This window comes from Agromyces laixinhei, from assembly GCF_006337065.1.
Lineage (GTDB): Bacteria > Actinomycetota > Actinomycetes > Actinomycetales > Microbacteriaceae > Agromyces > Agromyces laixinhei.
Window position 1 is genome coordinate 769,896 of sequence record NZ_CP040872.1, and the last position, 19,241, is coordinate 789,136.

A 19,241-nucleotide genomic window follows, 5' to 3' on the forward strand; every position below is an offset into this window, starting at 1 on the left:
CTCCATCCGGGCGGCCTCTCCGCCCTTGCAGGGCAGGCTAGAAAAGCGGCGCCGGAGTGGGCATCACCCGGCGGAGTGGTTCTGTGCGGTACCGGCGTACGGTCAGGATCCCGGCTGCACGAGCCCGGTGTCGTACGCCAGCACGACGGCGTGCACGCGGTCGCGCAGGCCGAGCTTCGAGAGGATCTTCGACACGTGCGTCTTCACCGTCTGCTCGGCTATGAAGAGGGCTGCGGCGATCTCGGTGTTCGAGAACCCGCGTCCGACGAGGGTCAGCACCTCGCGCTCCCGTTCGGTGAGTTCGGAGAGACGGCCCGCGTCGATGCGCGGCGGGGCCGACCGCGCGAAGTCCTCGATGAGACGCCGCGTCACGCTCGGCGCGAGCAGCGCGTCACCCGAGGCCACGACGCGCACCGCGACGACGAGTTCTTCGGGCGTGGCGTCTTTCAGCAGGAACCCGCTCGCCCCGGCACGCAGCGCCTCGTAGACGTAGTCGTCGATGTCGAACGTCGTCAGCATGAGCACGCGCGGCACGTAGTCGCTCGAACGTGGCGGCGTCTGCAGGGCACGGGTCGCTTCGAGTCCGTTGCGGCCGGGCATGCGCACGTCCATCACGACGACGTCGGGGCGCAGCTCGTGCGCCATGGCGACCGCTTCGTCGCCGTCGGCCGCCTGGCCGACGACCTCGATGCCGGTCTGCGCGTCGAGCACGGCAGCGAAACCGGCGCGCACCATCGCCTGGTCGTCGGCGATGAGCACCGAGATCGTCACACCGAGCCTCCGTCCGACCCGATCGGAAGGGTCGCCAGAACACGGTATCCGCCACCGGGCCGTTCGCCGAACTCCGCGCGCCCGCCGAGGAGCCCCGCGCGCTCACTGATGCCGATGAGCCCGTGGCCACCGCCCCTGGCGTCGGGCGCCGCGGCATCCGTCGCCGTCTCGTTGTCGATGCAGACGACGAGGTCGCTCGCGAGCACCTCAACCGAGACGAAGGTGGGCGCGCCCGGCGCGTGGCGAACGACGTTGCTGAGCGCCTCCTGCACGATGCGGTACGCGGTCGTGGCAGCCAGCCCGCCGTCGGGAAGGCGCTCGGCGAGGGTGAGGGTCACCGGAACTCCGGCGCGCTCGACGGATGCCGCGAGCTCGGGCAGCTCGGCCAGCCCGGGTTGCGGCGCCGTCTCCGCCGCGGTATCGGTGCTCCGGAGCACCCCCAGCAGGTGGCGCATCTCGGTCATCGCGGAGCGCGCCGAGACGGCGATCTCGGCGAACTCCGTCTTGGCGTCGTCGCTCAGCCCGGTGACGCGGTACGGCGCACTCGTCGCCTGCACATGGATGATCGACAGGCCGTGCGCGACGACATCGTGCAGCTCGCGAGCGATGCGGTTGCGCTCCTCGACGAGCACGCGGCGCTGCTGCTCCGACGCGGAGTGCGCGCGCTCGCGGAAGAGCTCGACGCCGATCACGCGTCGCTGTGCGAGCAGCACGGCGACAGCACACGCGAGTGCCGTGACGGCCGCACCAGTGATCATGCTCGCCGCGGCGCCCGTGTCGAAGAAGGCGAACGGCAGGGTCACGACGACCCCCGCGCCCCACGCGATGAGTCCGAGCCACCACTCCCACATGAGTCCGAGCACGATGAGCAGCACGCTCTGGCTGACGATCGAGGTGACCGGCCACGGCCACGGCGCCCCGTCGGAGTTCATGGAGAGCAGCGCGAAGGCGAGCAGCCCCGCGGCGGAGACTCCGGCGGCGACCCACGGCCACCGCACCGCGAGCGGCAGTGCCACGGCGAGCGCGAGGCTCGTGGCAGCGGCGGCGAGCAGTTCGATGTCGTAGATCGTCGCGGCCAGCGGCAGGGACACCGACAGGAGGATCACCGCGAGCAGCGACGTCGACACCTGCATCCACGCGCGGAACTGGCGCTCGTCGGCGGTGATGCGGGCCAGTCGCGCGGGTGCCGCCGGGATGGACGGCGCAGACGACGGCGACGGTCGCGGTGGTGCAGACGGTCGCGGTGGTGCCGGCGCGTGCGGCGGTGCTGCGCGCGGCACCGGCGCCGCGGCATCCGCCGGACCGTGTTCTGAATGATGGATCTGCGCCATGATGCCAGTAGCCAACCACGCGGAGCGCTGTGCTGCATCCCTCCCTCGGGCGATTCGCTCCCCTACGCGGGTACGGTGCCGATCAGCCGTGCGGGCGGAGGCCGGCGGGCGGGGTGACGCCGTCGACGACCGTATCGGGGCGCATTCCCGCCGAGGCGTGCTCGTCGCGCAGCCGCTGGGCAGCGTTCTTGGCGATCACGCGGTCGTCCCGGAGAGGCAGTCGCACCTGCTCCTCTGCGGGAATGCCGGCGCGCAATTGCCGAGCACGTTCGACCTCCGTGTCGAGCACCGCTCCGAAGAGCATCGCGAGGTTCGACAGCCAGACCCACAGGAGGAAGGCGACGACCCCGCCGAGGATGCCGTAGATGCGCTCGTAGGTGCCGACCCCGAAGACGTAGAGGGCGAAGAGCGCCGTCGTGACGATCCACGCGAGCAGGGCGACGATCGCCCCGACGCTGAGCCATCGCAGGTTCCGCCGCTTCACGTTCGGCGCGGCCCAGTAGAGCAGCGCCATCACGAGGATGCCGATCGCGGCGAGCACCGGCACCTTCGCGAGGTCCCACCAGAAGGCGACGCCCTCGTCGAGGCCGAGCACGCGGGCGGTCGCTGCGGCCACGGGGCCGGTCACCACGAGGCCCGCCGCGGCGATCGCGCCGAGCACGACGAGCACTGCCGAGACCGCGATCATCGCGGGACGCATCTCCCAGAACGGACGACCCTCCTTGACCCCGTAGATGCGGTTCATGCCGCGGCCGAACGATCCGACGTATCCCGATGCGGCCCAGAGCGTGGCGACCAGACCGGTCGCGAATGCCAGACCGGCGTGCGAGGCGTTGGCCAGTTGGTCGAGGGGCTCACGAAGGGCATCGGCGACGGATGCCCCGCCGAGCTCCTCCACGACCTGCAGCCCATCGGCGACCACGGCTTCGGCGCTGCCGAAGATGCCGAGCAGCGCGAACGCCGCGAGGAGCGCGGGGAAGGCCGTGAGCAGCCCGTAGAACGTGAGGGCCGCCGCGATGTCGTGCGACTGGTTGATGCGGTACTCGTGCACCGTGCGCGTGACGATGATGCGCCAGTCGGCGCGGGACAGCTGCACGGGTGAGTCGTGGCCGGATGACTCCTCGGAATCGTGATCGGTTCGCTGGTGTGCGGGCATGCTGCCTCCCGTTGTGACGCCCCGAGCCTACGGCTCGTGGACGCGCCCGCACAGGGGGTTGCGAACGTCGCTCAGCTGCTCAATCGAGGTGTGCGTGCAGGAACGCCGCGACGCGAGCGCGCATCGCCTCGTCGAGGAGTCCGATCGAGTGATCACCGCCCGGCACGATCGCGAGTTCGACGGCGACCCCGGCGGTCGTGAGCGTCGACGCGAGCCGCTGCGACTGACCGAGCGGCACGACCTCCGACTCGGAGTGGCCGATGAAGAACGGCGGATCGCTCGGGTCGGCGTGCGTGCCCGCCGAGGCTTCCGTTGCCTGGGGGCACTGCTCGTCGCTCGCGCCCGGCTCGCAGCCGAGGTAATCGCCGATGATGCGATGCAGCCAGTCGGATGCCCCGTCGGCCACGAGCTCGGACGCCCCGAGCCCGACGGGGCCCGAGAGCTCGGCGACCGCCGCGACTCGCGAACCCGTCTCGAGCGGACCGTCGCCCGTGGTGCCGAGCAGTGCCGCAAGGCTGCCGCCGGCCGAGCCGCCGAACGCGCCGATTCGATCGGGATCCATGCCGAAGCGCGCCGCCTGCTCGGGCGCGCGCAGCCACTCGACCGCGAGGGCGACGTCGTCGATCGCCGCCGGGAAGACTGCGCCCGGCACGAGTCGATAGTTGACGGATGCCGCGACGAAGCCTTCACTCGCGAGCCACAGGCAGGTGCCTCGCCAGTCGGCGTTCGCCTTGTCGCCACGAGCCCAGCTGCCGCCGTGGATCGAGACGACCGCGGGCAGGGGCTCATCGGCGAGCGCGGCTGCGGGGGGCGTGCAGACGTCGAGCGTGAGCATGGTGCCGTCTTCGCGCACTCCGTATTCGAGGTCTGCCTCGACCCGGATGCCGGGCGGCGCCGTGAACGTGCGGATTCCGATGATCTCGGTGCCGGCGCTTGCAGCGTCGACGCCTCGCGGGTCGATCTCGCGCAGCGGCAGGTGGAAGCCCGAGAGCGCGCTCACGCTCGCGATGGCGGCTGCAGCGGCCTGGGCGGCCCACATCACTCGCCGGGCGCGAGTGCCGGAGCCGCCTGTGCGTCGGGTCGAGGTCACACCGGGCTCCGTGGTTCAGGGGTGGAGTGATGCTACCTCACGTTCGGACGACCACGCGCCCGCGTGGCCCTGTTCGATCGCGGATCGCGCTCGCTACGCTGGGCTCGACGCGGCTCCGCACCGTGCCGTCACGGGTCGACCGGAGCGCGAGACGTGAGGGGCGCGCGACATGAGTGACGACCGGATCCCGAAGGACGCATCGTCGGAACCGACCGGAGCGCCGCCCCAGTCGTCTCCGGCCGACGCGCCGGCGAAGACCGCGGGAGTGAGCCGGGCCATGCTGCTCTGGGTCGGCGCAGCCGTCGTGCTCCTCTCGTTCGTGGCGTCGTTCCTCGGGGCGACCATGGCGCGTTCGACCGATGCGAACGAGGCGATCGCCACCCCGACGCCGACGGCCGTCGATGAGGTCGACGAGGCCGCTTATGAGGAGGCGTTCGCCGAGATCCTGCCGGCCGGATCCGCCGTTCGCGCTGGGTCGGGCGTGCCCGCGTCGGGCAAGGGATACGACGGTGACGTCTACATCGACATCGCCACGTCCGACGTCTACCTCTTCACGGATGGCGACTGGGCGCTCGTCGGCAACATCCGGGTGTCGGCGGCGGAGAACCTCGCCGGCGCGCCGGGTGCGACCGGCGAGACCGGTGCGACCGGAAAGACCGGTGCGACCGGGGAGACGGGCGCGCCCGGCGAAAGCGGCGCACCTGGCGCACCCGGCACCCAAGTCGTGCTGGGCGCCGGCGAACCGGCCCCCGAGACGTGCACGACCGACGGCGACGTGTTCATCGACACCGAGACGGTGACGTTCTACCAATGCACCGGCGGGGTCTGGGTGCTCTCCAGTGCCACGGCCGCACCGGAGGCGGCACCAGAGGGCTGAGCTGCCCGGCGCCAGGGCCGTCCGACCGCAGGGCGGATGCCGCGTGCGGGACTTTCCCAGATGATTCAGGTATCGTGGCCCAGTCGGTTCTGGACACCGCGCTGTGCGCGGATGGGTTTGTGAGTCCAAAGGGCCGGTTTCGGGGCAATGGCCTCGGATAGTCACCGTATGTGAACGGCCCCGGTCGACGATGCTCCGGGTTCTCAGTGTGCTGCGCCAGCAGTGGTGCTGCCATGTACATGAGTACAACCCAGGAAGTCACCATGCCCAAGAACAAGAAACCCCAAGGCGGCAGGCCCGCCAGGAACTTCGATCCCTCGTACGCGAAGGGGGGCTCGAAGGGCGGTCCGGCGCGCTCCGGATCGCAGAAGCCCGGGTCGCGGAGCGAAGGCCACCGCGGCTACCGCCCCGAGGCCGACGCACCCCGTAAAGAGCGTTGGTCGCGCGATGAGCGCGTCGCGTCGGGCCGCACCCCGCACCGATCCGATCGTGACGGTCGTGACGAGCAGGCTCCCCGTTCGTACGACCGCAACGACCGCAACGACCGCCCGGCGCGTTCGTACGGTCGTGACGAGCGTGCTCCTCGTTCGTTCGACCGCAACGACCGTAATGACCGTCCGTCGCGTTCGTACGGTCGTGACGAGCGTCGCTCGAGCGATCGGGCGCCGCGTTCCTTCGATCGCAACGACCGTCCCGCCCGCTCGTTCGACCGCAACGACCGCAGTGACCGTGCTCCCCGCTCGTTCGACCGCAGTGACCGTGCTCCCCGTTCCTTCGACCGCAACGACCGCAACGACCGCAGTGACCGTGCTCCCCGTTCCTTCGACCGCAACGACCGGCCGACCCGTTCCTTCGACCGCCCCGGTTTCAAGGAGTCCGGCCGCCGCGACTCGAGTTTCTACCCGGCCAAGGATCAGGGCCGACGCCGCACCCAGAACGACGATGTCGTGCTCGAGCGGCTCGAGGCCGAGGCCATCCAGGCGACCGACGCCGAGGGTGTGAGCTTCGCCGACCTCGGACTCGGCGGCAACGTCGTGCGCGCGCTCAAGGATCTCGGAGCCGAGTCGCCGTTCCCGATCCAGGCCGCGACCATCCCTGTCGTGCTCGAGGGTCGCGACGTGCTCGGCCGCGGCAAGACCGGCTCGGGCAAGACCATCGCCTTCGGTGCCCCGACCGTTGAGCGACTCATGAAGCTCTGGGCCGCGTCCGGCAAGGCCGGCGGCAAGCGCCAGATGGGCCGCAAGCCCCGCGCGCTCATCCTCGCTCCGACCCGGGAACTCGCCCTGCAGATCGACCGCACCGTGCAGCCCATCGCCCAGAGCGTCGGCCTCTTCACCACGCAGATCTACGGCGGCGTGCCGCAGCACCGTCAGGTCGGCGCGCTCCAGCGCGGCGTCGACATCGTGATCGGCACCCCCGGTCGCATCGAAGACCTCATCGAGCAGCGCCGCCTCGACCTCTCCGAGGTCGTCATCACGGTGCTCGACGAGGCTGATCACATGTGCGACCTCGGCTTTCTCGAGCCGGTGCAGCGCATCATCCGTCGCACCGCCGAGGGCGGGCAGAAGCTCCTCTTCTCGGCGACCCTCGACCAGGGCGTCGCCGCGCTCGTCGACGAGTTCCTCGTCGACCCGGCCGTGCACGAGGTCGCCGGTGAAGACCAGGCCTCCTCGACGATCGAGCACCGCGTGTTCGTCATCGGCAACCACGAGAAGCGCGACATCGTCGCCGAACTCGCGAACCGCGAGGGCAAGACCCTCGTGTTCAGCCGCACCCGCGCGTTCGCCGAAGACCTCACCGAGCACCTCGAGGACTACGGCATCCGCGCCGTCGCGCTGCACGGCGACCTGAACCAGTCGCGTCGCACGCGCAACCTCCAGCAGCTCACGAGCGGCCGGGTCAACGTGCTCGTGGCGACGGATGTCGCGGCACGCGGCATCCATGTCGATGACATCGACCTCGTGATCCAGGCCGACGCGCCCGATGAGTACAAGACCTACCTGCACCGCTCGGGCCGCACCGGTCGCGCCGGCAAGGCCGGTCAAGTCGTCACGCTCATCCCGCGCAACCGCCAGCGTCGCATGGTCGAACTGCTCGACCGTGCCGAGATCGACGTCGACTTCGTCGACATGCGCCTCGGCGATGACTTCGCCGGCGAGCTCGAGCGCGGCACGGCCGATGAGGAACTCGCCGGCTGAGGCACCCCCGATGAGCCACGAGTGCCCGCGTCCAGACGGACGCGGGCACTCGTGCACTCAGCTCTTCCACGCTTGATGTTTGCAGTGGCCTCACAATCATGGGCGGCGTGGGGCGCGACTGGCGCCTGGGACATCCGTTTGCCATAATTACTACCTGAACGGTCGGTCAGAAATTGTTCCGAGCGAGCGGATGTCGCGGCGCCTGCCTACGCTGGGTGCGACGTTCCACCACAGACAGTGCGGTCAGGAGTGAACTATGGCTGAGGCCTACCTCGTCGGGGGCGTTCGCACGCCGGTCGGGCGCTACGGCGGAGCGCTCGCGGGCGTTCGGCCAGACGATCTGGCGGCGCTCGTCGTCGGCGAACTCGTGCGCCGCACCCGTCTCGACCAGGCCGGTGAGCTCGGCGCGATCGACGAGGTCATCCTCGGCGCCGCCAATCAGGCGGGCGAAGACAACCGCAACGTCGCGCGCATGTCGGTGCTGCTCACCGGCCTGCCCGACGAGGTGCCCGGCATCACGGTCAACCGCCTCTGCGCTTCTGGCATGTCGGCGATCACGATGGCCTCACAGGCGATCCGGGCCGGCGACGCCGACCTGATCATCGCCGGCGGCGTCGAATCGATGACCCGCGCGCCGTGGGTGCAGGCCAAGCCCGACCGGGCATGGGCGAAGCCCGGCGCCGCCTACGACACCTCGATCGGCTGGCGCTTCCCGAACCCGAAGCTCCTCGCCCGCGACAAGGCCACCTTCTCGATGCCCGAGACGGCCGAAGAGGTCGCCCGCATCGACGGCATCACGCGCGAAGAGGCCGATGCCTTCGCGCTGCGCTCGCAGCAGCGTGCGGCGGCGGCGATCGAAGGCGGCCGGTTCGAGGCCGAGATCGTGGGCGTGCCGACGCATCGCGGCGAGGTGCTCGTCGACGAGGGCCCCCGGCCCGAGACCACGCTCGAGGCACTTGCCGGCTTGCGGCCGGTCGTGCACGGCGGCTCGATCGTGACGGCCGGCAACTCGAGCGCACTGAACGACGGCGCCTCGGCGATCCTCGTCGCGAGTGCCGCCGCCGTCGAGCGCTACGGACTCACGCCGCGTGCCCGTGTCGTCGTCGGCGCCTCGGCCGGGCTGCCGCCCGAGATCATGGGTCTCGGGCCCGTGCCCGCAACCGAGAAGGCGCTCGAGCGTTCGGGCGTCGACCTCGACGACATCGGCTCGGTCGAACTCAACGAGGCCTTCGCAACCCAGTCGATCGCGTCGATGCGCCGCCTCGGGCTCGACCCCGAGCGCGTCAACGTCGACGGGGGAGCCATCGCACTGGGGCATCCGCTCGGCTCGTCGGGCTCACGGCTCGTCGTGACGCTGCTCGGCCGCATGGAGCGCGAGCAGTCGCGTTACGGCCTGGCCACGATGTGCGTCGGCGTCGGACAGGGCAGCGCGCTCATCGTGGAGCGGGTGTGATGCCCGCCGCCCGCGCCGCCGCGTCGGACGGCACCGAGTCGCCGTTGCTCGTCGAGCGGCGGGGCGATCGGGTCGTCGCCACCCTGAACCGGGCCGAGAAGCGCAACGCGATCGACCAGGCCACGATCGACGCCCTGCACGTGCTGTGCGCCGAACTCGAGGCGGTTCCGCGCACGCTCATCCTCACGGGCGCTGACGGGGTCTTCGCCTCGGGTGCCGATATCGCCGAGCTTCGCGAACGGCGAGCGGATGACGCGCGCGCGGGCATCAACGCGAACGCCTTCGTTCGGCTCGCGCTGCTGCCGATGCCCGTGATCGCCGCCCTCGACGGATACGCCCTCGGCGGCGGTGCCGAACTCGCATACGCGGCCGACATCCGCATCGCGACGCCCGAACTGAAGATCGGCAATCCCGAGACCGGGCTCGGCATCATCGCCGCGGCCGGCGCGAGCTGGCGGCTGAAGGAGATCGTCGGCGATGCTCGCGCGATCGAACTGCTGCTCACCGGCCGCACCATCGGCGCCGCAGAAGCGCTGGAGATCGGGCTCGTGAGCGGGCTGCACCCCGCAGCCGAACTGCTCGCCGCCGCGCACGCGATCGCCGATCGCATCGCGCGCAACGACCGCGCGGCGACGATCGCGACGAAGCGGGTGTTCCGCGCGCCGCGGCCCGAGCATCCTGCCGTCGACCTCGCTGAGCAGGCCGTGCTCTTCGAGAGCCCCGAGAAGCTGCGCCGCATGACCGAGTTCCTCGAGAGGAAGCAGAAGTGAACGAGACCGACACCGGAGCCCCCGCCGACGTCGGCGTGCTGGGCGGCGGGCGCATGGGCGCCGGCATCGCACACGCCTTCCTGCTCGCGGGCTCACGTGTCACCGTCGTCGAACGCGACGCCCCGGCCGCCGCTGCTGCTTCGACCCGAGTGCTCGAGTCCGTCGCGGCATCCGTCGCCAGAGGCACCGCCGACGACGAGGAGGCGGTGATCGCCGCTCGCTTCGCCGCCACGACCGATGTCGCCGACTTCGCCCGGTGCGACCTCGTCGTCGAGGCCGTGCCCGAGGACCTCGAACTGAAGATCGACGCCCTCACCCGGGTCGAGGGCGTGCTCGCGCCGGGCGCCGCGCTCGCGTCGAACACGTCGTCGATCTCGATCGACCAGCTCGCGGCGCTGCTCGACCGGCCGTCGCGGTTTCTCGGCATGCACTTCTTCAATCCGGTGCCGGCGTCGACCCTCGTCGAGATCGTGCGAGGCGAGGCGACCGAGGGCACGCTCGTCGAGCAGGCACGCACCTGGGTGCGCGCCATCGGCAAGACCCCGATCGTCGTCGCGGATGCCCCGGGCTTCGCGTCGTCGCGCCTCGGTGTCGCGCTCGGGCTCGAGGCGATTCGCATGCTCGAAGCGGGCGTCGCCTCTGCGGAAGACATCGACGCGGCGATGGCCCTCGGCTACAAGCACCCGATCGGCCCGCTGCGGCTCACCGACATCGTCGGTCTCGACGTGCGGCTCGGTATCGCCGAGTACCTCTCGTCGACGCTCGGCGAGCGCTTCGCCCCGCCCGCGCTGCTGCGGCGCATGGTCGCCGAGGGCAAGCTCGGCCGCAAGACCGGCGAGGGCTTCTACCTCTGGGATGCTCCGTGATCGGCGGTTCCGCAGGCCCCACGCCATTGACTGACCCGACGAAGGAGAATGCACCGATGAACGACTTCCTGCCGAGCTACGTCAACGGCGCGTGGTGGACCCCGGATGCCGCGGCGGCGGCGACCGAGGTGCGCGACGCATCGACCGGCGAGATCGTCACCCGCGTCTCGACCGAAGGGCTCGACCTCGGCGCAGCGCTCGAGTACGCCCGCACCGCCGGACAGGCGTCGCTCGGCGAACTCACCTTCCACCAACGCGCGGTGCTCCTCAAGCAGATGGCGCTCGCGCTGACGGAACGGAAGGCCGAACTCTACGAACTCTCCGCGCGCACGGGGGCGACGAAGCAGGACTCGTGGGTCGATATCGACGGCGGCATCGGCGTGCTCTTCACGTACTCGTCGAAGGGGCGTCGCGAGATGCCCAACTCGAAGGTCTACGTCGACGGCGCGGTCGAGCAACTGTCGAAGGACGGTTCATTCCTCGGGCGGCATATCTACACGCGCCTGCCCGGCGTCGCTGTGCAGATCAACGCCTTCAACTTTCCGGTGTGGGGTTCGCTCGAGAAGTTCGCCCCCGCCTTCCTCGCCGGCGTGCCGACCCTCGTGAAGCCCGCGACACCCACCGGCTACCTCGCCGAGGGGTTCGTGCGCATCCTCGTCGAGTCGGGGCTGCTGCCTGAGGGGTCGCTCCAGCTCGTCTCCGGCAGCGTGCCAGACCTCTTCGAGCACCTGCGGCTCGGCGACCTCGTCGGCTTCACCGGCTCGGCGTCAACCGCCGAGAAGCTGCGCTCGCACGATTCGGTGCAGACGGGCGGCGTGCGGTTCACGAGCGAGACCGACTCGATCAACGCGAGCGTGCTCGGCACCGATGCGGTCGTCGGTACTCCCGAGTTCGACGCCTACGTGAAGCAGCTCGTCGCCGAGATGACGACGAAGGCCGGCCAGAAGTGCACGGCGATCCGTCGGGCGATCGTGCCCGCGGCATCCGTCGACGCCGTGGTCGACGCGGTGCGCGCTCGCATCGCCGAGCGCGTGGTCGTCGGCGACCCGCGTGTCGAGGGCGTCACCATGGGACCGCTCGCCTCGCTCGAGCAGCGTGACGAGGTGCTCCGCCAGGTCGGCCTGCTCGAAGCAGGAGGCGGCGAACTCGTCATCGGTTCGGTTGATGCCCCGGCCGTCACCCTCGAAGGCGGTGCCGGTGCCGGTGCCGGTGGTGGTGGCGGCGAGGCGTCCGGCGGCGCGTTCGTCGCGCCGATGCTGCTGCGGTTCGCGGATGCCGCGAGCCCCGCGCTGCACGAGGTCGAGGCGTTCGGCCCGGTCTCTTCGATCGTCGGCTACGAGACCGTCGCCGAGGCTGCCGCGCTCGTGGCGCGCGGCGGCGGATCGCTCGTGACGAGCGTGGCGACCCACGACCCCGAGGTCGCCGTGGCGCTCGCGTCGGGCATGGCCGCCTACAACGGCCGCGTGCTGTTCCTCGACCGTGATGACGCGCGCACCTCGACCGGGCACGGCTCGCCGCTGCCGAACCTCGTGCACGGCGGCCCGGGCCGCGCCGGCGGCGGTGAGGAGCTCGGCGGAATCCGTGCCGTGCTGCATCACATGCAGCGCACCGCGGTGCAGGGCTCGCCCGAGATGCTCACCGCCCTGACCGGCGTCTGGCACGCGGGCGCGACCTCGAAGCCGTTCGCCGACGCCGGCGAACCGCATCCGTTCCGCAAGTCGCTCGCCGAGCTCACGATCGGCGACCAGGTGGTGAGCGCGTCACGCACCGTGACGCTGGAGGACATCGAGACCTTCGCGCAGTTCACCGGCGACACGTTCTATGCCCACATGGACGAGGCCGCGGCCTCAGCGAACCCGTTCTTCCCCGGACGCGTCGCGCACGGCTACCTGCTCGTCTCGTGGGCGGCGGGCCTCTTCGTCGACGCGGCGCCCGGGCCCGTACTCGCGAACTCGGGGCTCGAGAACCTGCGGTTTGTGACGCCCGTGTCGCCGGGCGACTCGATCCGGGTCGAACTCACGGCGAAGCAGATCACGCCGCGCGAGACCGACGAGTACGGCGAGGTGCGCTGGGACGCGGTGCTGCGAAACCAGAACGACGAACTCGTCGCGACCTATGACGTGCTCACGCTCGTGGCGAAGGAGCACTCCTGACGCGTGCGCGGCGGGAAGCGGGTGGCGGGAAGCGGGTGGCGGGAAGCAGGCGACGGCAACGCAGCGGGTTCCATGCTGCGGGTTCGCACGCACGTGCTGGACGGCACAGCGGGACGGGACTTCGACACGAGAACAAGTGCCGAAGTGCCGAAGTGCCGAAGTGCCGGAGTGCCGAAGTGCCGGAGTGCCGGAGTGCCGAAGTGCCGAAGTGCCGGAGTGCCGGAGTGCCGGAGTGCCGAAGTGCCGAAGTGCCGGAGTGCCGAAGTGCGACGCGCTGGAGTGCCGGAGTGCGGAAGGGCGACGCGCCGAAGTGCCGGAGTGCCGGAGTGCGACGCGCCGGAGTGCCGGAGTGCCGGAGTGCCGAAGTGCCGAAGTGCCGAAGTGCCGAAGTGCCGCCCGAATCCGTAGGAACAACTCCCACAGACTGAACGAGACGCACGAATGCGATGACGGTGCCGAATTCAGCCGCGAAGGGCGAGCGCGAAGGGAAGCACCTCTGTCGCCCCCGCCTGACGGAGCTCGCGCGCGGCGATCGTGAAGGTCCAGCGGCTGTCGGCCTGGTCGTCGACGAGCAGCACGCCGCCGCCGGGCACGTCGAGCCCTGCAGCCGAGAACCTGTTCCACAGCCCGGCGAGCCGGAATGCGCTGTTGCCGCCCGGCTGCCCGCTCGGTCCGCCGTCTCGGTGTTCGAGGGCACCGAGGTACGGGAGCCGGCCGACGTCGGCGAGGCCGCGGGCGAGCGAGTCGACGAGTAGCGGGCGCGAGCGCGACGGCATCGCGACGACGGCGACCGGTCGCTCGCCCCGGCTCCAGTCGGCGAGCACACGCACGCACGCGGCGAGCACCTGCGGCGAGACGGGGGCGTCGGGCGTGCCGGGCGCGAAGAGCTCGCGAAGCGTGCCGCCCCAGCCGAGGTCGGTGAGACGAGCGAGCGCGCGGCCCTCGCTCGCCTGCTCGGCGGGGGCGATGCGGCCCTTGACGGGCACGCCGAGTCGGTCGGCACCGGTCGGCCACGCGCGTCGCGGCTCGATCGGCACGCCCACGCGGTCGAGCGATTCGGTAGCGGTGGCCGTGGCGGAGGCCGCGATCTCCCGTGGAAACCAGACGCCCGCGCAGTTGTCGCACCGCCCGCAGGGCGCCGCCGTGTCGTCGTCGAGCGATCGCTGGAGGAACTCCATGCGGCATCCGTCGGTCTGCTCGTACTCGATCATGTGCTGCTGCTCGGCGAGCCGCTCGGCGGCGATGCGCTCGTAGCGCTCGGCGTCGTAGACCCACCGCTCACCGGTGGCGACCCAGCCGCCCTGCACGCGGCGCACCGCACCGTCGACGTCGAGCACCTTGAGCAGCAGTTCGAGCGGTGTGCGGCGGATGTCGACCATCGCCTCGAGCGCCGGCGTCGAGACCGGCGTATCGCCGAGCGCTGCGATCACGCGCTCGGCCCGCTCCTGATCGGGCATTGAGGCGGTCGCGAAGTAGTGCCAGATGGCGCCGTCTTCGGTGCCCGGGAGGAGGAGCACGTCGGCGCTCTCGCTGGCCCGCCCCGCGCGGCCGACCTGCTGGTAGTACGCGACGGGTGACGAAGGTGCACCGAGGTGCAGCACGAAACCGAGGTCGGGCTTGTCGAAGCCCATGCCGAGTGCACTCGTGGCGACGAGCGCCTTCACCTCGTTGCGCTTCAGCATGCTCTCGGACTCGGTGCGCTCGTCGGTGTCGGTCTGGCCCGTGTAGGCGCGCACCTCGTGGCCGCGGTCGCGCAGCAGGCGGGCGGTGTCGTTGGCCGCCGCGACGGTCAGAGTGTAGATGATGCCCGAGCCGGGGAGGTCGTCGAGGTGACTGAGGAGCCACGCCAGGCGGCTCGGCGAGTCGGGCAGCCGCAGCACCCCGAGTCGCAGCGAGGCGCGAGCGAGCGGCCCGCGAATGGTGAGTACCTCGGGGGCCGCGCCGCCGTTGTCGGCCGAGCCGGTACCCAGTTGCTCCGCGACATCCGCCACCACCCGGCTGTTCGCCGTCGCGGTCGTCGCGAGCACCGGCACCTCGGCCGGCATCTGCGCGATGAGGTCGCGCAGTCGCCGGTAGTCGGGCCGGAAGTCGTGCCCCCAGTCGCTGATGCAGTGCGCCTCATCGACGACGAGCATGCCGATGCGCCGCACGAGTGCTGGCAGCTGCTGCTCGCGGAAGGCGGGATTGTTGAGTCGCTCGGGCGAGACCAGCAGCACGTCGACCTCGTCGCGGTCGAGCCGGGCGAGCACGTCGCCCCACTCGTGCGGGTTGGTCGAGTTGATCGCCACCGCGCGCACGCCGGCCCGCTCGGCTGCGGCGATCTGGTCGCGCATGAGGGCCAGGAGCGGCGAGACGAGCACCGTCGGCCCGGCGCCCCGACGGCGCAGCAGCAGCGTCGCGACGAAGTACACCGCTGACTTGCCCCACCCGGTGCGCTGCACGACGAGTGCTCGCCGTCGACCCTCGACGAGCGCCTCGATCGCCTCGAACTGCCCGTCGTGGAACTCGGCGTCGGGGCGCCCGACGAGTTCACGCAGCGCCTCGAGTGCAGCATCGCGGGTGTCGGCGGGCGATACGGCGCGAGTCATGCCACCACTCTGGCCCACGCGACCGACAACGGGCTGGGCATCCTGGCGGCTCAGTGCCCGGCGGGCTCCCACCCGATCGCGGCGCCACGTGTTCGGCGATCGCCGCGAGCAGTCGCGTGTTGTAGTCGACGCCGAGCTGGTTGGGCACGGTGACGAGCAGGGTGTCGGATGCCGCAACCGCCGCGTCGTTCGCGAGGTCGGCGGCGATCTTGTCGGGCTCGCCGATGAAGCTCTTGCCGAACCGGGCGAGACCGCGGAAGATCTGGCTCTGCTCGGCCTGCGGTTCGTCGAACGGCACGCCCGTGTCTTCGGTGAGCAGCGTCGAGCTCATGAGGTTCATGCCCTGCTCGGCGGTCCACTTCGCGGTGGCTCGCGCGCGAGCCGTCGAGCGCCGTCTCGGGTGAGCCGCGGCTGACGCCGAGCTGCAGCCGACCCTCGTCGCTCGCGCGGGCACTGATGAGGTCGGCCGCCGCGGCCTCCTCGGCCATGTAGAGCGGGTTCTCGTAGCGCATGGCGATGACGCCGGTGCCGATCTCGATCCGGCTCGTGCGTGCCCGATCGCGGCGAGGGATGCCAGTGGCCGAACGAGAGGAACCCGATGCGTTGCTTCACCTTGTCTACAGCGCTCCGAGGCATCCGACCGTTCCCTACCTCAGAGAGGTGGGCGCGTCGCATCGAGGAATAGGGCGATCAGCGGATGCCGCGTGCCCCCCTTAGAGAGGAATCTCGAGACATACACACGCAGGAGTCGACATGTTCATCTCGGAGATCACCTTCCCCCACCTTCAGGCAGCCCACGAGGCTCAATTGACGCGCGACCTCGAACGGCGGCGTGTGGCGGCCGACCGGCTCGAACGGAACGTCTGGGCGACTCCGCGGCTACGCGACCGAGCCGCAGGTCGAGGCGGGCGCGGCGTGCAGCCAACCCGCCGAACCGGCAGCGTGGCGACGAGTTGACCGGCAGTGCCTGGGTGCCAACGCTGAACGCGTGAACGCGACGATCGGGCTGTCCGTCAGACGCGCCAGCGGACCGCGGACGCCGTAAGGAGCGCGTCTCCGCTGGGGTTGCTCGGCGCGTGGTCCACTCCGAGGCCGCACGCCTCGCACGCCCCCCACCGCCGGCGTCGATAGGCGAGAGCGCTCACGAAGAGCGCAGCGCCCCACACCGAGAAGAACACCTCTGGGAGGTTGAACGCCCAGGTCTCGGCGGTGATCCCGTCGATGAGCACGATCCGCAGGTACATGAACGATGCTGAGGTCACGAGGACCGAGACGAGTATCGCCGGCACGACAGCCAGCATCGGCGGCACCCGTCGGCCGCGAAGACCGATCATCCACCGGGGGAACACCTCGCCCCAGCGCTGGATGAGACCGAGCGTCAACACCGCCCCGATGAGCCCGAAGGACGCCAGGGCGGCGCCGGCCATCCACAGGCCCTGGTCCTTGCCCTCCTGGTAGGCGTTCGGGTCCATCCCGAGCGAGAATCCGAGCGCCCATGCCCACCGCGTGGCGCAGTAGATCAGCGGCGCGGCGATCGCGATCCAGGTGGCGCGCCGTCCCCATCGATCCACGAAGGACCGCTCGTCCGCACCCGCACGCCCGCAGACGCCGCAGGATCCTGTGACCCGGCGGCGGTAGGCGACTGCAGTCAACGCCCAGCCGATTCCAGCAATCAGGCAGATCAGCAGGTTCACTCGGGGTGCCAGATAGAGGTCGCCCCATCCGCTCCCCTCGGGCCAGACCCCGAGGAGCTTGGCGATCGCCAGGATCGGTGTGTAGGCGAACACGATCAGCGTCCGATAATCCTGGATGCCGACCGTCAACACGATCGCGAGCAGCCAGGCGTAGGCGGGGAGCAGCCGCCGAGCCCACCTTCCGGCCACGCCCCGCGCCATCATGATCGCGACGACCGCGCCGACGAGCCCGATCACGGCGATGACCGGGCCGGCGACTTCAGGCGTGGCCTGACCCAGCAGCGAGACCTTGACCGCGGCGCTCGGCTCGGCCATGAGTTCGGGGTCGCCCGTTCCGAACGGGAAACCGCCGCCGCCGAGGGCCCACCACACGCCGAGCGCTCCGTACGCGGCCGACCATGCGGCCACGACGTATCCGATCCACCCAGTCCACGTTCGTCTCATGGTTCAAGCCTCGACCGGCTGACATGTGTAGACCATATGCCGTTCGGCACATCACGCCGGCGCCTGCCTCCCAACTCATGCCGATCGACACAGCGGCGGCCGGGCCCGAGCCCGTAGGCTCGTCTTCCATGGATCGACGAGGCTTGGCCGCCGCTTCCACTGCCGTGGCCGTGGCCGTGGCCGGGTCGATCTCGATCGTGATCACCGTGCTGGTCCGTACCGGCCTGCTCACGACGGACCGGAACGAGAACGACGCGGCATGGCTGCTCGCCGAGCCCCTCGTGCTCGCCGGCCTCGTGTTCGTCGTCGTCCGTTGGTCACCCCCGCGAGCGGCGGCGGTGGCCGGGTCTCTCGCCGCCGCCGGGTCGGCGCTGTGGGTCCAGCGCTTCCTTTCCGACGAACCGCCCCTGGATGCGGTGTTCGCGAGTGCGGTCTGGCTGATCCCCTCGCTGGCCGCAGGGACGGTCGCCTGGTACCTCTGCTGGGCCGCCGCCGAGCGGACGCGGGCCATCGCCCTCGCGAGGGCGGAGCAGCGACTGCGACTTGCACTGGATCTGCACGACTTCGTCGCCCACGACATCAGCGAGATCGTCGCGCGGGCTCAGGCCGGTGCCGCGGTGCTGCCGTTGGATGACCCTCGCGTTGCTGAGTTGCTCGGGCAGATCGAGGCCGCCGGACTGCGAGCCCTCGAGTCGATGGACCAGGCCGTGCACGCGTTGGGCGAGGGTCAGGACCCCGTCCGCCTCGCCCGGGGCGGCATCGACGACATCGACGAACTGGTGCGGAGGTTCGCTTCCGCCGGTGAGCTCGAGGCCGTCGTCGAACGACGACTGATCCGGGAAGTCGACGCGACGATCGGCGCGGAGGCCTACCGGGTCGTGGTCGAAGCGCTCACGAATGTTCGCCGTCACGCCGTTCGGGCGACGCAGGTGACCGTCGTCCTGAACGAAGTCGGCGGCGGACTGCTCGTGTCGATCGTCGACGACGGCGATGGGCGATCAGCAACTGCACGCCAGGCCGTCGGCGGACTGGGCCTCGTCGCGATGACCGATCGGGTGGAGCGCCTCCGCGGCAGTGTGGAGGCAGGGCCCCTGCGATCGCGAGGCTGGCAGGTGACCGTCGCCCTGCCGCTGTCACGAAACACCGACCAAGGAGCGACAGCGTGACGATTCGGCTCGTGATCGCCGACGATCAGCGCGGGATCCGGGATGCCTTCCGCATGGTGCTGGATGCCCAGCCCGACATGACCGTGGTCGGGGAGGCCCCCGACGGCACCGCCGCCCTCGACCTGGCGCGGCGACTCCGACCCGACGTGGTGCTCGCCGACATTCGCATGCCCGGGCTCAACGGGCTGGACCTGACGCTGGCTCTCGCGGGTCCCGAGGTTGCCGAGCGTACTCGCGTGATCGTAGTGACCACCTTCGATCTCGATGAGTACGTCTTTACCGCGCTGCGCAATGGTGCGTCGGGGTTCCTCCTCAAACGCTCCGGACCCGCGCTGCTCGTCGAGGCGGTCCGTGCCGCCATGTCCGGCGACACCCTGATCAGTCCTCAGCTCACCGTTCGATTGCTCCGCCATGTGGTCGCCCCGGCGGCTCCCGGCAGCGACGGTTCAACCCTCAGCGACCGCGAGCTCGAGGTGGTGCGGCTGGTTGCGCAGGGAAGGACCAACGCGGAGATCGCCGATGACCTGTTCATCAGCGCAGGGACGGCGAAAAACCACGTGGCCAACATCGGACGCAAGCTCAGCGCACCCAACCGCGTCGCGATCGCCGCCTGGGCGTGGTCGACGGGGCGGGCGGGGGCCGGCGGGGGTTCACGTCGAATGGGTGAGTGAATCCCGACCCGCG

Annotated in this window: 14 protein-coding genes and 1 pseudogene; 8 read left to right on the forward strand and 7 right to left on the reverse strand. The window is 70.7% G+C overall.

The genetic code is table 11. The annotated features are described in order from the left end of the window. Positions 1 to 102 precede the first annotated feature (102 nt). From FHG54_RS03685 to FHG54_RS03700, 4 genes are all read right to left on the reverse strand, one after another. Entirely contained in the window at positions 103 to 771 is a 669-nt protein-coding gene (locus tag FHG54_RS03685) for a response regulator (RefSeq protein WP_139416065.1), read from the reverse strand. Then, a complete protein-coding gene (locus FHG54_RS03690) occupies positions 768 to 2,102 on the reverse strand; it encodes a sensor histidine kinase (RefSeq protein WP_139416066.1) in 1,335 nt (444 codons plus the stop codon). The genes FHG54_RS03685 and FHG54_RS03690 overlap by 4 nt, the downstream gene beginning before the upstream one ends. A gap of 82 nt (positions 2,103 to 2,184) precedes the next feature. Next, entirely contained in the window at positions 2,185 to 3,258 is a 1,074-nt protein-coding gene (locus FHG54_RS03695; RefSeq protein WP_139416067.1) for a YihY/virulence factor BrkB family protein, read from the reverse strand. Between the two features lie 79 nt (positions 3,259 to 3,337). Then, positions 3,338 to 4,348, reverse strand: a complete 1,011-nt coding sequence (locus tag FHG54_RS03700; RefSeq protein ID WP_139416068.1) for an alpha/beta hydrolase — start codon at positions 4,346 to 4,348, stop codon at positions 3,338 to 3,340. A 169-nt stretch (positions 4,349 to 4,517) separates the two neighbouring features. On the opposite strand from FHG54_RS03700, the gene FHG54_RS03705 reads away from it, so the two are divergent. The 6 genes from FHG54_RS03705 (at position 4,518) to paaZ (ending at position 12,665) form a co-directional block, all read left to right on the forward strand. Next, positions 4,518 to 5,225, forward strand: a complete 708-nt coding sequence (locus tag FHG54_RS03705) for a collagen-like triple helix repeat-containing protein (protein ID WP_139416069.1) — start codon at positions 4,518 to 4,520, stop codon at positions 5,223 to 5,225. A gap of 263 nt (positions 5,226 to 5,488) precedes the next feature. Then, positions 5,489 to 7,423 (forward strand): DEAD/DEAH box helicase, encoded by a 1,935-nt coding sequence (locus FHG54_RS03710; RefSeq protein ID WP_139416070.1) that lies wholly within the window; start codon positions 5,489 to 5,491, stop codon positions 7,421 to 7,423. A 256-nt stretch (positions 7,424 to 7,679) separates the two neighbouring features. Continuing rightward, a complete protein-coding gene (locus tag FHG54_RS03715; RefSeq protein ID WP_139416071.1) occupies positions 7,680 to 8,876 on the forward strand; it encodes a thiolase family protein in 1,197 nt (398 codons plus the stop codon). Then, positions 8,876 to 9,646, forward strand: a complete 771-nt coding sequence (locus FHG54_RS03720) for an enoyl-CoA hydratase/isomerase family protein (protein ID WP_139416072.1) — start codon at positions 8,876 to 8,878, stop codon at positions 9,644 to 9,646. The genes FHG54_RS03715 and FHG54_RS03720 overlap by 1 nt, the downstream gene beginning before the upstream one ends. A 53-nt stretch (positions 9,647 to 9,699) precedes the next feature. Continuing rightward, positions 9,700 to 10,512, forward strand: a complete 813-nt coding sequence (locus FHG54_RS03725) for a 3-hydroxyacyl-CoA dehydrogenase family protein (protein ID WP_232331340.1) — start codon at positions 9,700 to 9,702, stop codon at positions 10,510 to 10,512. A 56-nt stretch (positions 10,513 to 10,568) separates the two neighbouring features. Next, positions 10,569 to 12,665, forward strand: coding sequence for a phenylacetic acid degradation bifunctional protein PaaZ (gene paaZ / locus FHG54_RS03730; protein WP_139416074.1), 2,097 nt, complete (start codon positions 10,569 to 10,571; stop codon positions 12,663 to 12,665). A 461-nt stretch (positions 12,666 to 13,126) separates the two neighbouring features. Here the strand turns inward: paaZ and FHG54_RS03740 are convergent, their stop codons facing one another. The 3 genes and pseudogenes from FHG54_RS03740 to FHG54_RS03750 form a co-directional block, all read right to left on the reverse strand. Continuing rightward, on the reverse strand, positions 13,127 to 15,253 hold the full coding sequence (locus FHG54_RS03740) for a RecQ family ATP-dependent DNA helicase (protein ID WP_139416076.1): 2,127 nt from the start codon (positions 15,251 to 15,253) through the stop codon (positions 13,127 to 13,129). Next, positions 15,195 to 15,807, reverse strand: a pseudogene (locus FHG54_RS03745) (hypothetical protein); the annotation flags it as partial. The gene FHG54_RS03740 and the pseudogene FHG54_RS03745, both read right to left, overlap by 59 nt. Positions 15,808 to 16,266: 459 nt before the next feature. Further along, complete coding sequence (locus FHG54_RS03750; protein WP_139416077.1) at positions 16,267 to 17,391, reverse strand: hypothetical protein; 1,125 nt, start codon at positions 17,389 to 17,391, stop codon at positions 16,267 to 16,269. A gap of 128 nt (positions 17,392 to 17,519) precedes the next feature. Here FHG54_RS03750 and FHG54_RS03755 point away from each other — a divergent pair, with 128 nt between their 5' ends. Together FHG54_RS03755 and FHG54_RS03760 are read left to right on the forward strand one after the other, a co-directional pair. Then, positions 17,520 to 18,557, forward strand: coding sequence for a sensor histidine kinase (locus FHG54_RS03755; RefSeq protein ID WP_168197088.1), 1,038 nt, complete (start codon positions 17,520 to 17,522; stop codon positions 18,555 to 18,557). Then, positions 18,554 to 19,228, forward strand: a complete 675-nt coding sequence (locus tag FHG54_RS03760; RefSeq protein WP_139416079.1) for a response regulator — start codon at positions 18,554 to 18,556, stop codon at positions 19,226 to 19,228. The genes FHG54_RS03755 and FHG54_RS03760 overlap by 4 nt, the downstream gene beginning before the upstream one ends. Positions 19,229 to 19,241 lie beyond the last annotated feature (13 nt).

What these genes read in the sequence shown, in the direction of transcription:
- FHG54_RS03690 (WP_139416066.1), bottom strand. Translation starts at nt 2,102, where the DNA reads ATGGCGCAGATCCATCATTCAGAACACGGTCCGGCGGATGCCGCGGCG.
- FHG54_RS03695 (WP_139416067.1), bottom strand. Translation starts at nt 3,258, where the DNA reads ATGCCCGCACACCAGCGAACCGATCACGATTCCGAGGAGTCATCCGGC.
- FHG54_RS03705 (WP_139416069.1), top strand. Translation starts at nt 4,518, where the DNA reads ATGAGTGACGACCGGATCCCGAAGGACGCATCGTCGGAACCGACCGGA.
- FHG54_RS03710 (WP_139416070.1), top strand. Translation starts at nt 5,489, where the DNA reads ATGCCCAAGAACAAGAAACCCCAAGGCGGCAGGCCCGCCAGGAACTTC.
- FHG54_RS03715 (WP_139416071.1), top strand. Translation starts at nt 7,680, where the DNA reads ATGGCTGAGGCCTACCTCGTCGGGGGCGTTCGCACGCCGGTCGGGCGC.
- FHG54_RS03720 (WP_139416072.1), top strand. Translation starts at nt 8,876, where the DNA reads ATGCCCGCCGCCCGCGCCGCCGCGTCGGACGGCACCGAGTCGCCGTTG.
- FHG54_RS03725 (WP_232331340.1), top strand. Translation starts at nt 9,700, where the DNA reads ATGGGCGCCGGCATCGCACACGCCTTCCTGCTCGCGGGCTCACGTGTC.
- paaZ (WP_139416074.1), top strand. Translation starts at nt 10,569, where the DNA reads ATGAACGACTTCCTGCCGAGCTACGTCAACGGCGCGTGGTGGACCCCG.
- FHG54_RS03740 (WP_139416076.1), bottom strand. Translation starts at nt 15,253, where the DNA reads ATGACTCGCGCCGTATCGCCCGCCGACACCCGCGATGCTGCACTCGAG.
- FHG54_RS03750 (WP_139416077.1), bottom strand. Translation starts at nt 17,391, where the DNA reads ATGAGACGAACGTGGACTGGGTGGATCGGATACGTCGTGGCCGCATGG.
- FHG54_RS03755 (WP_168197088.1), top strand. Translation starts at nt 17,520, where the DNA reads ATGGATCGACGAGGCTTGGCCGCCGCTTCCACTGCCGTGGCCGTGGCC.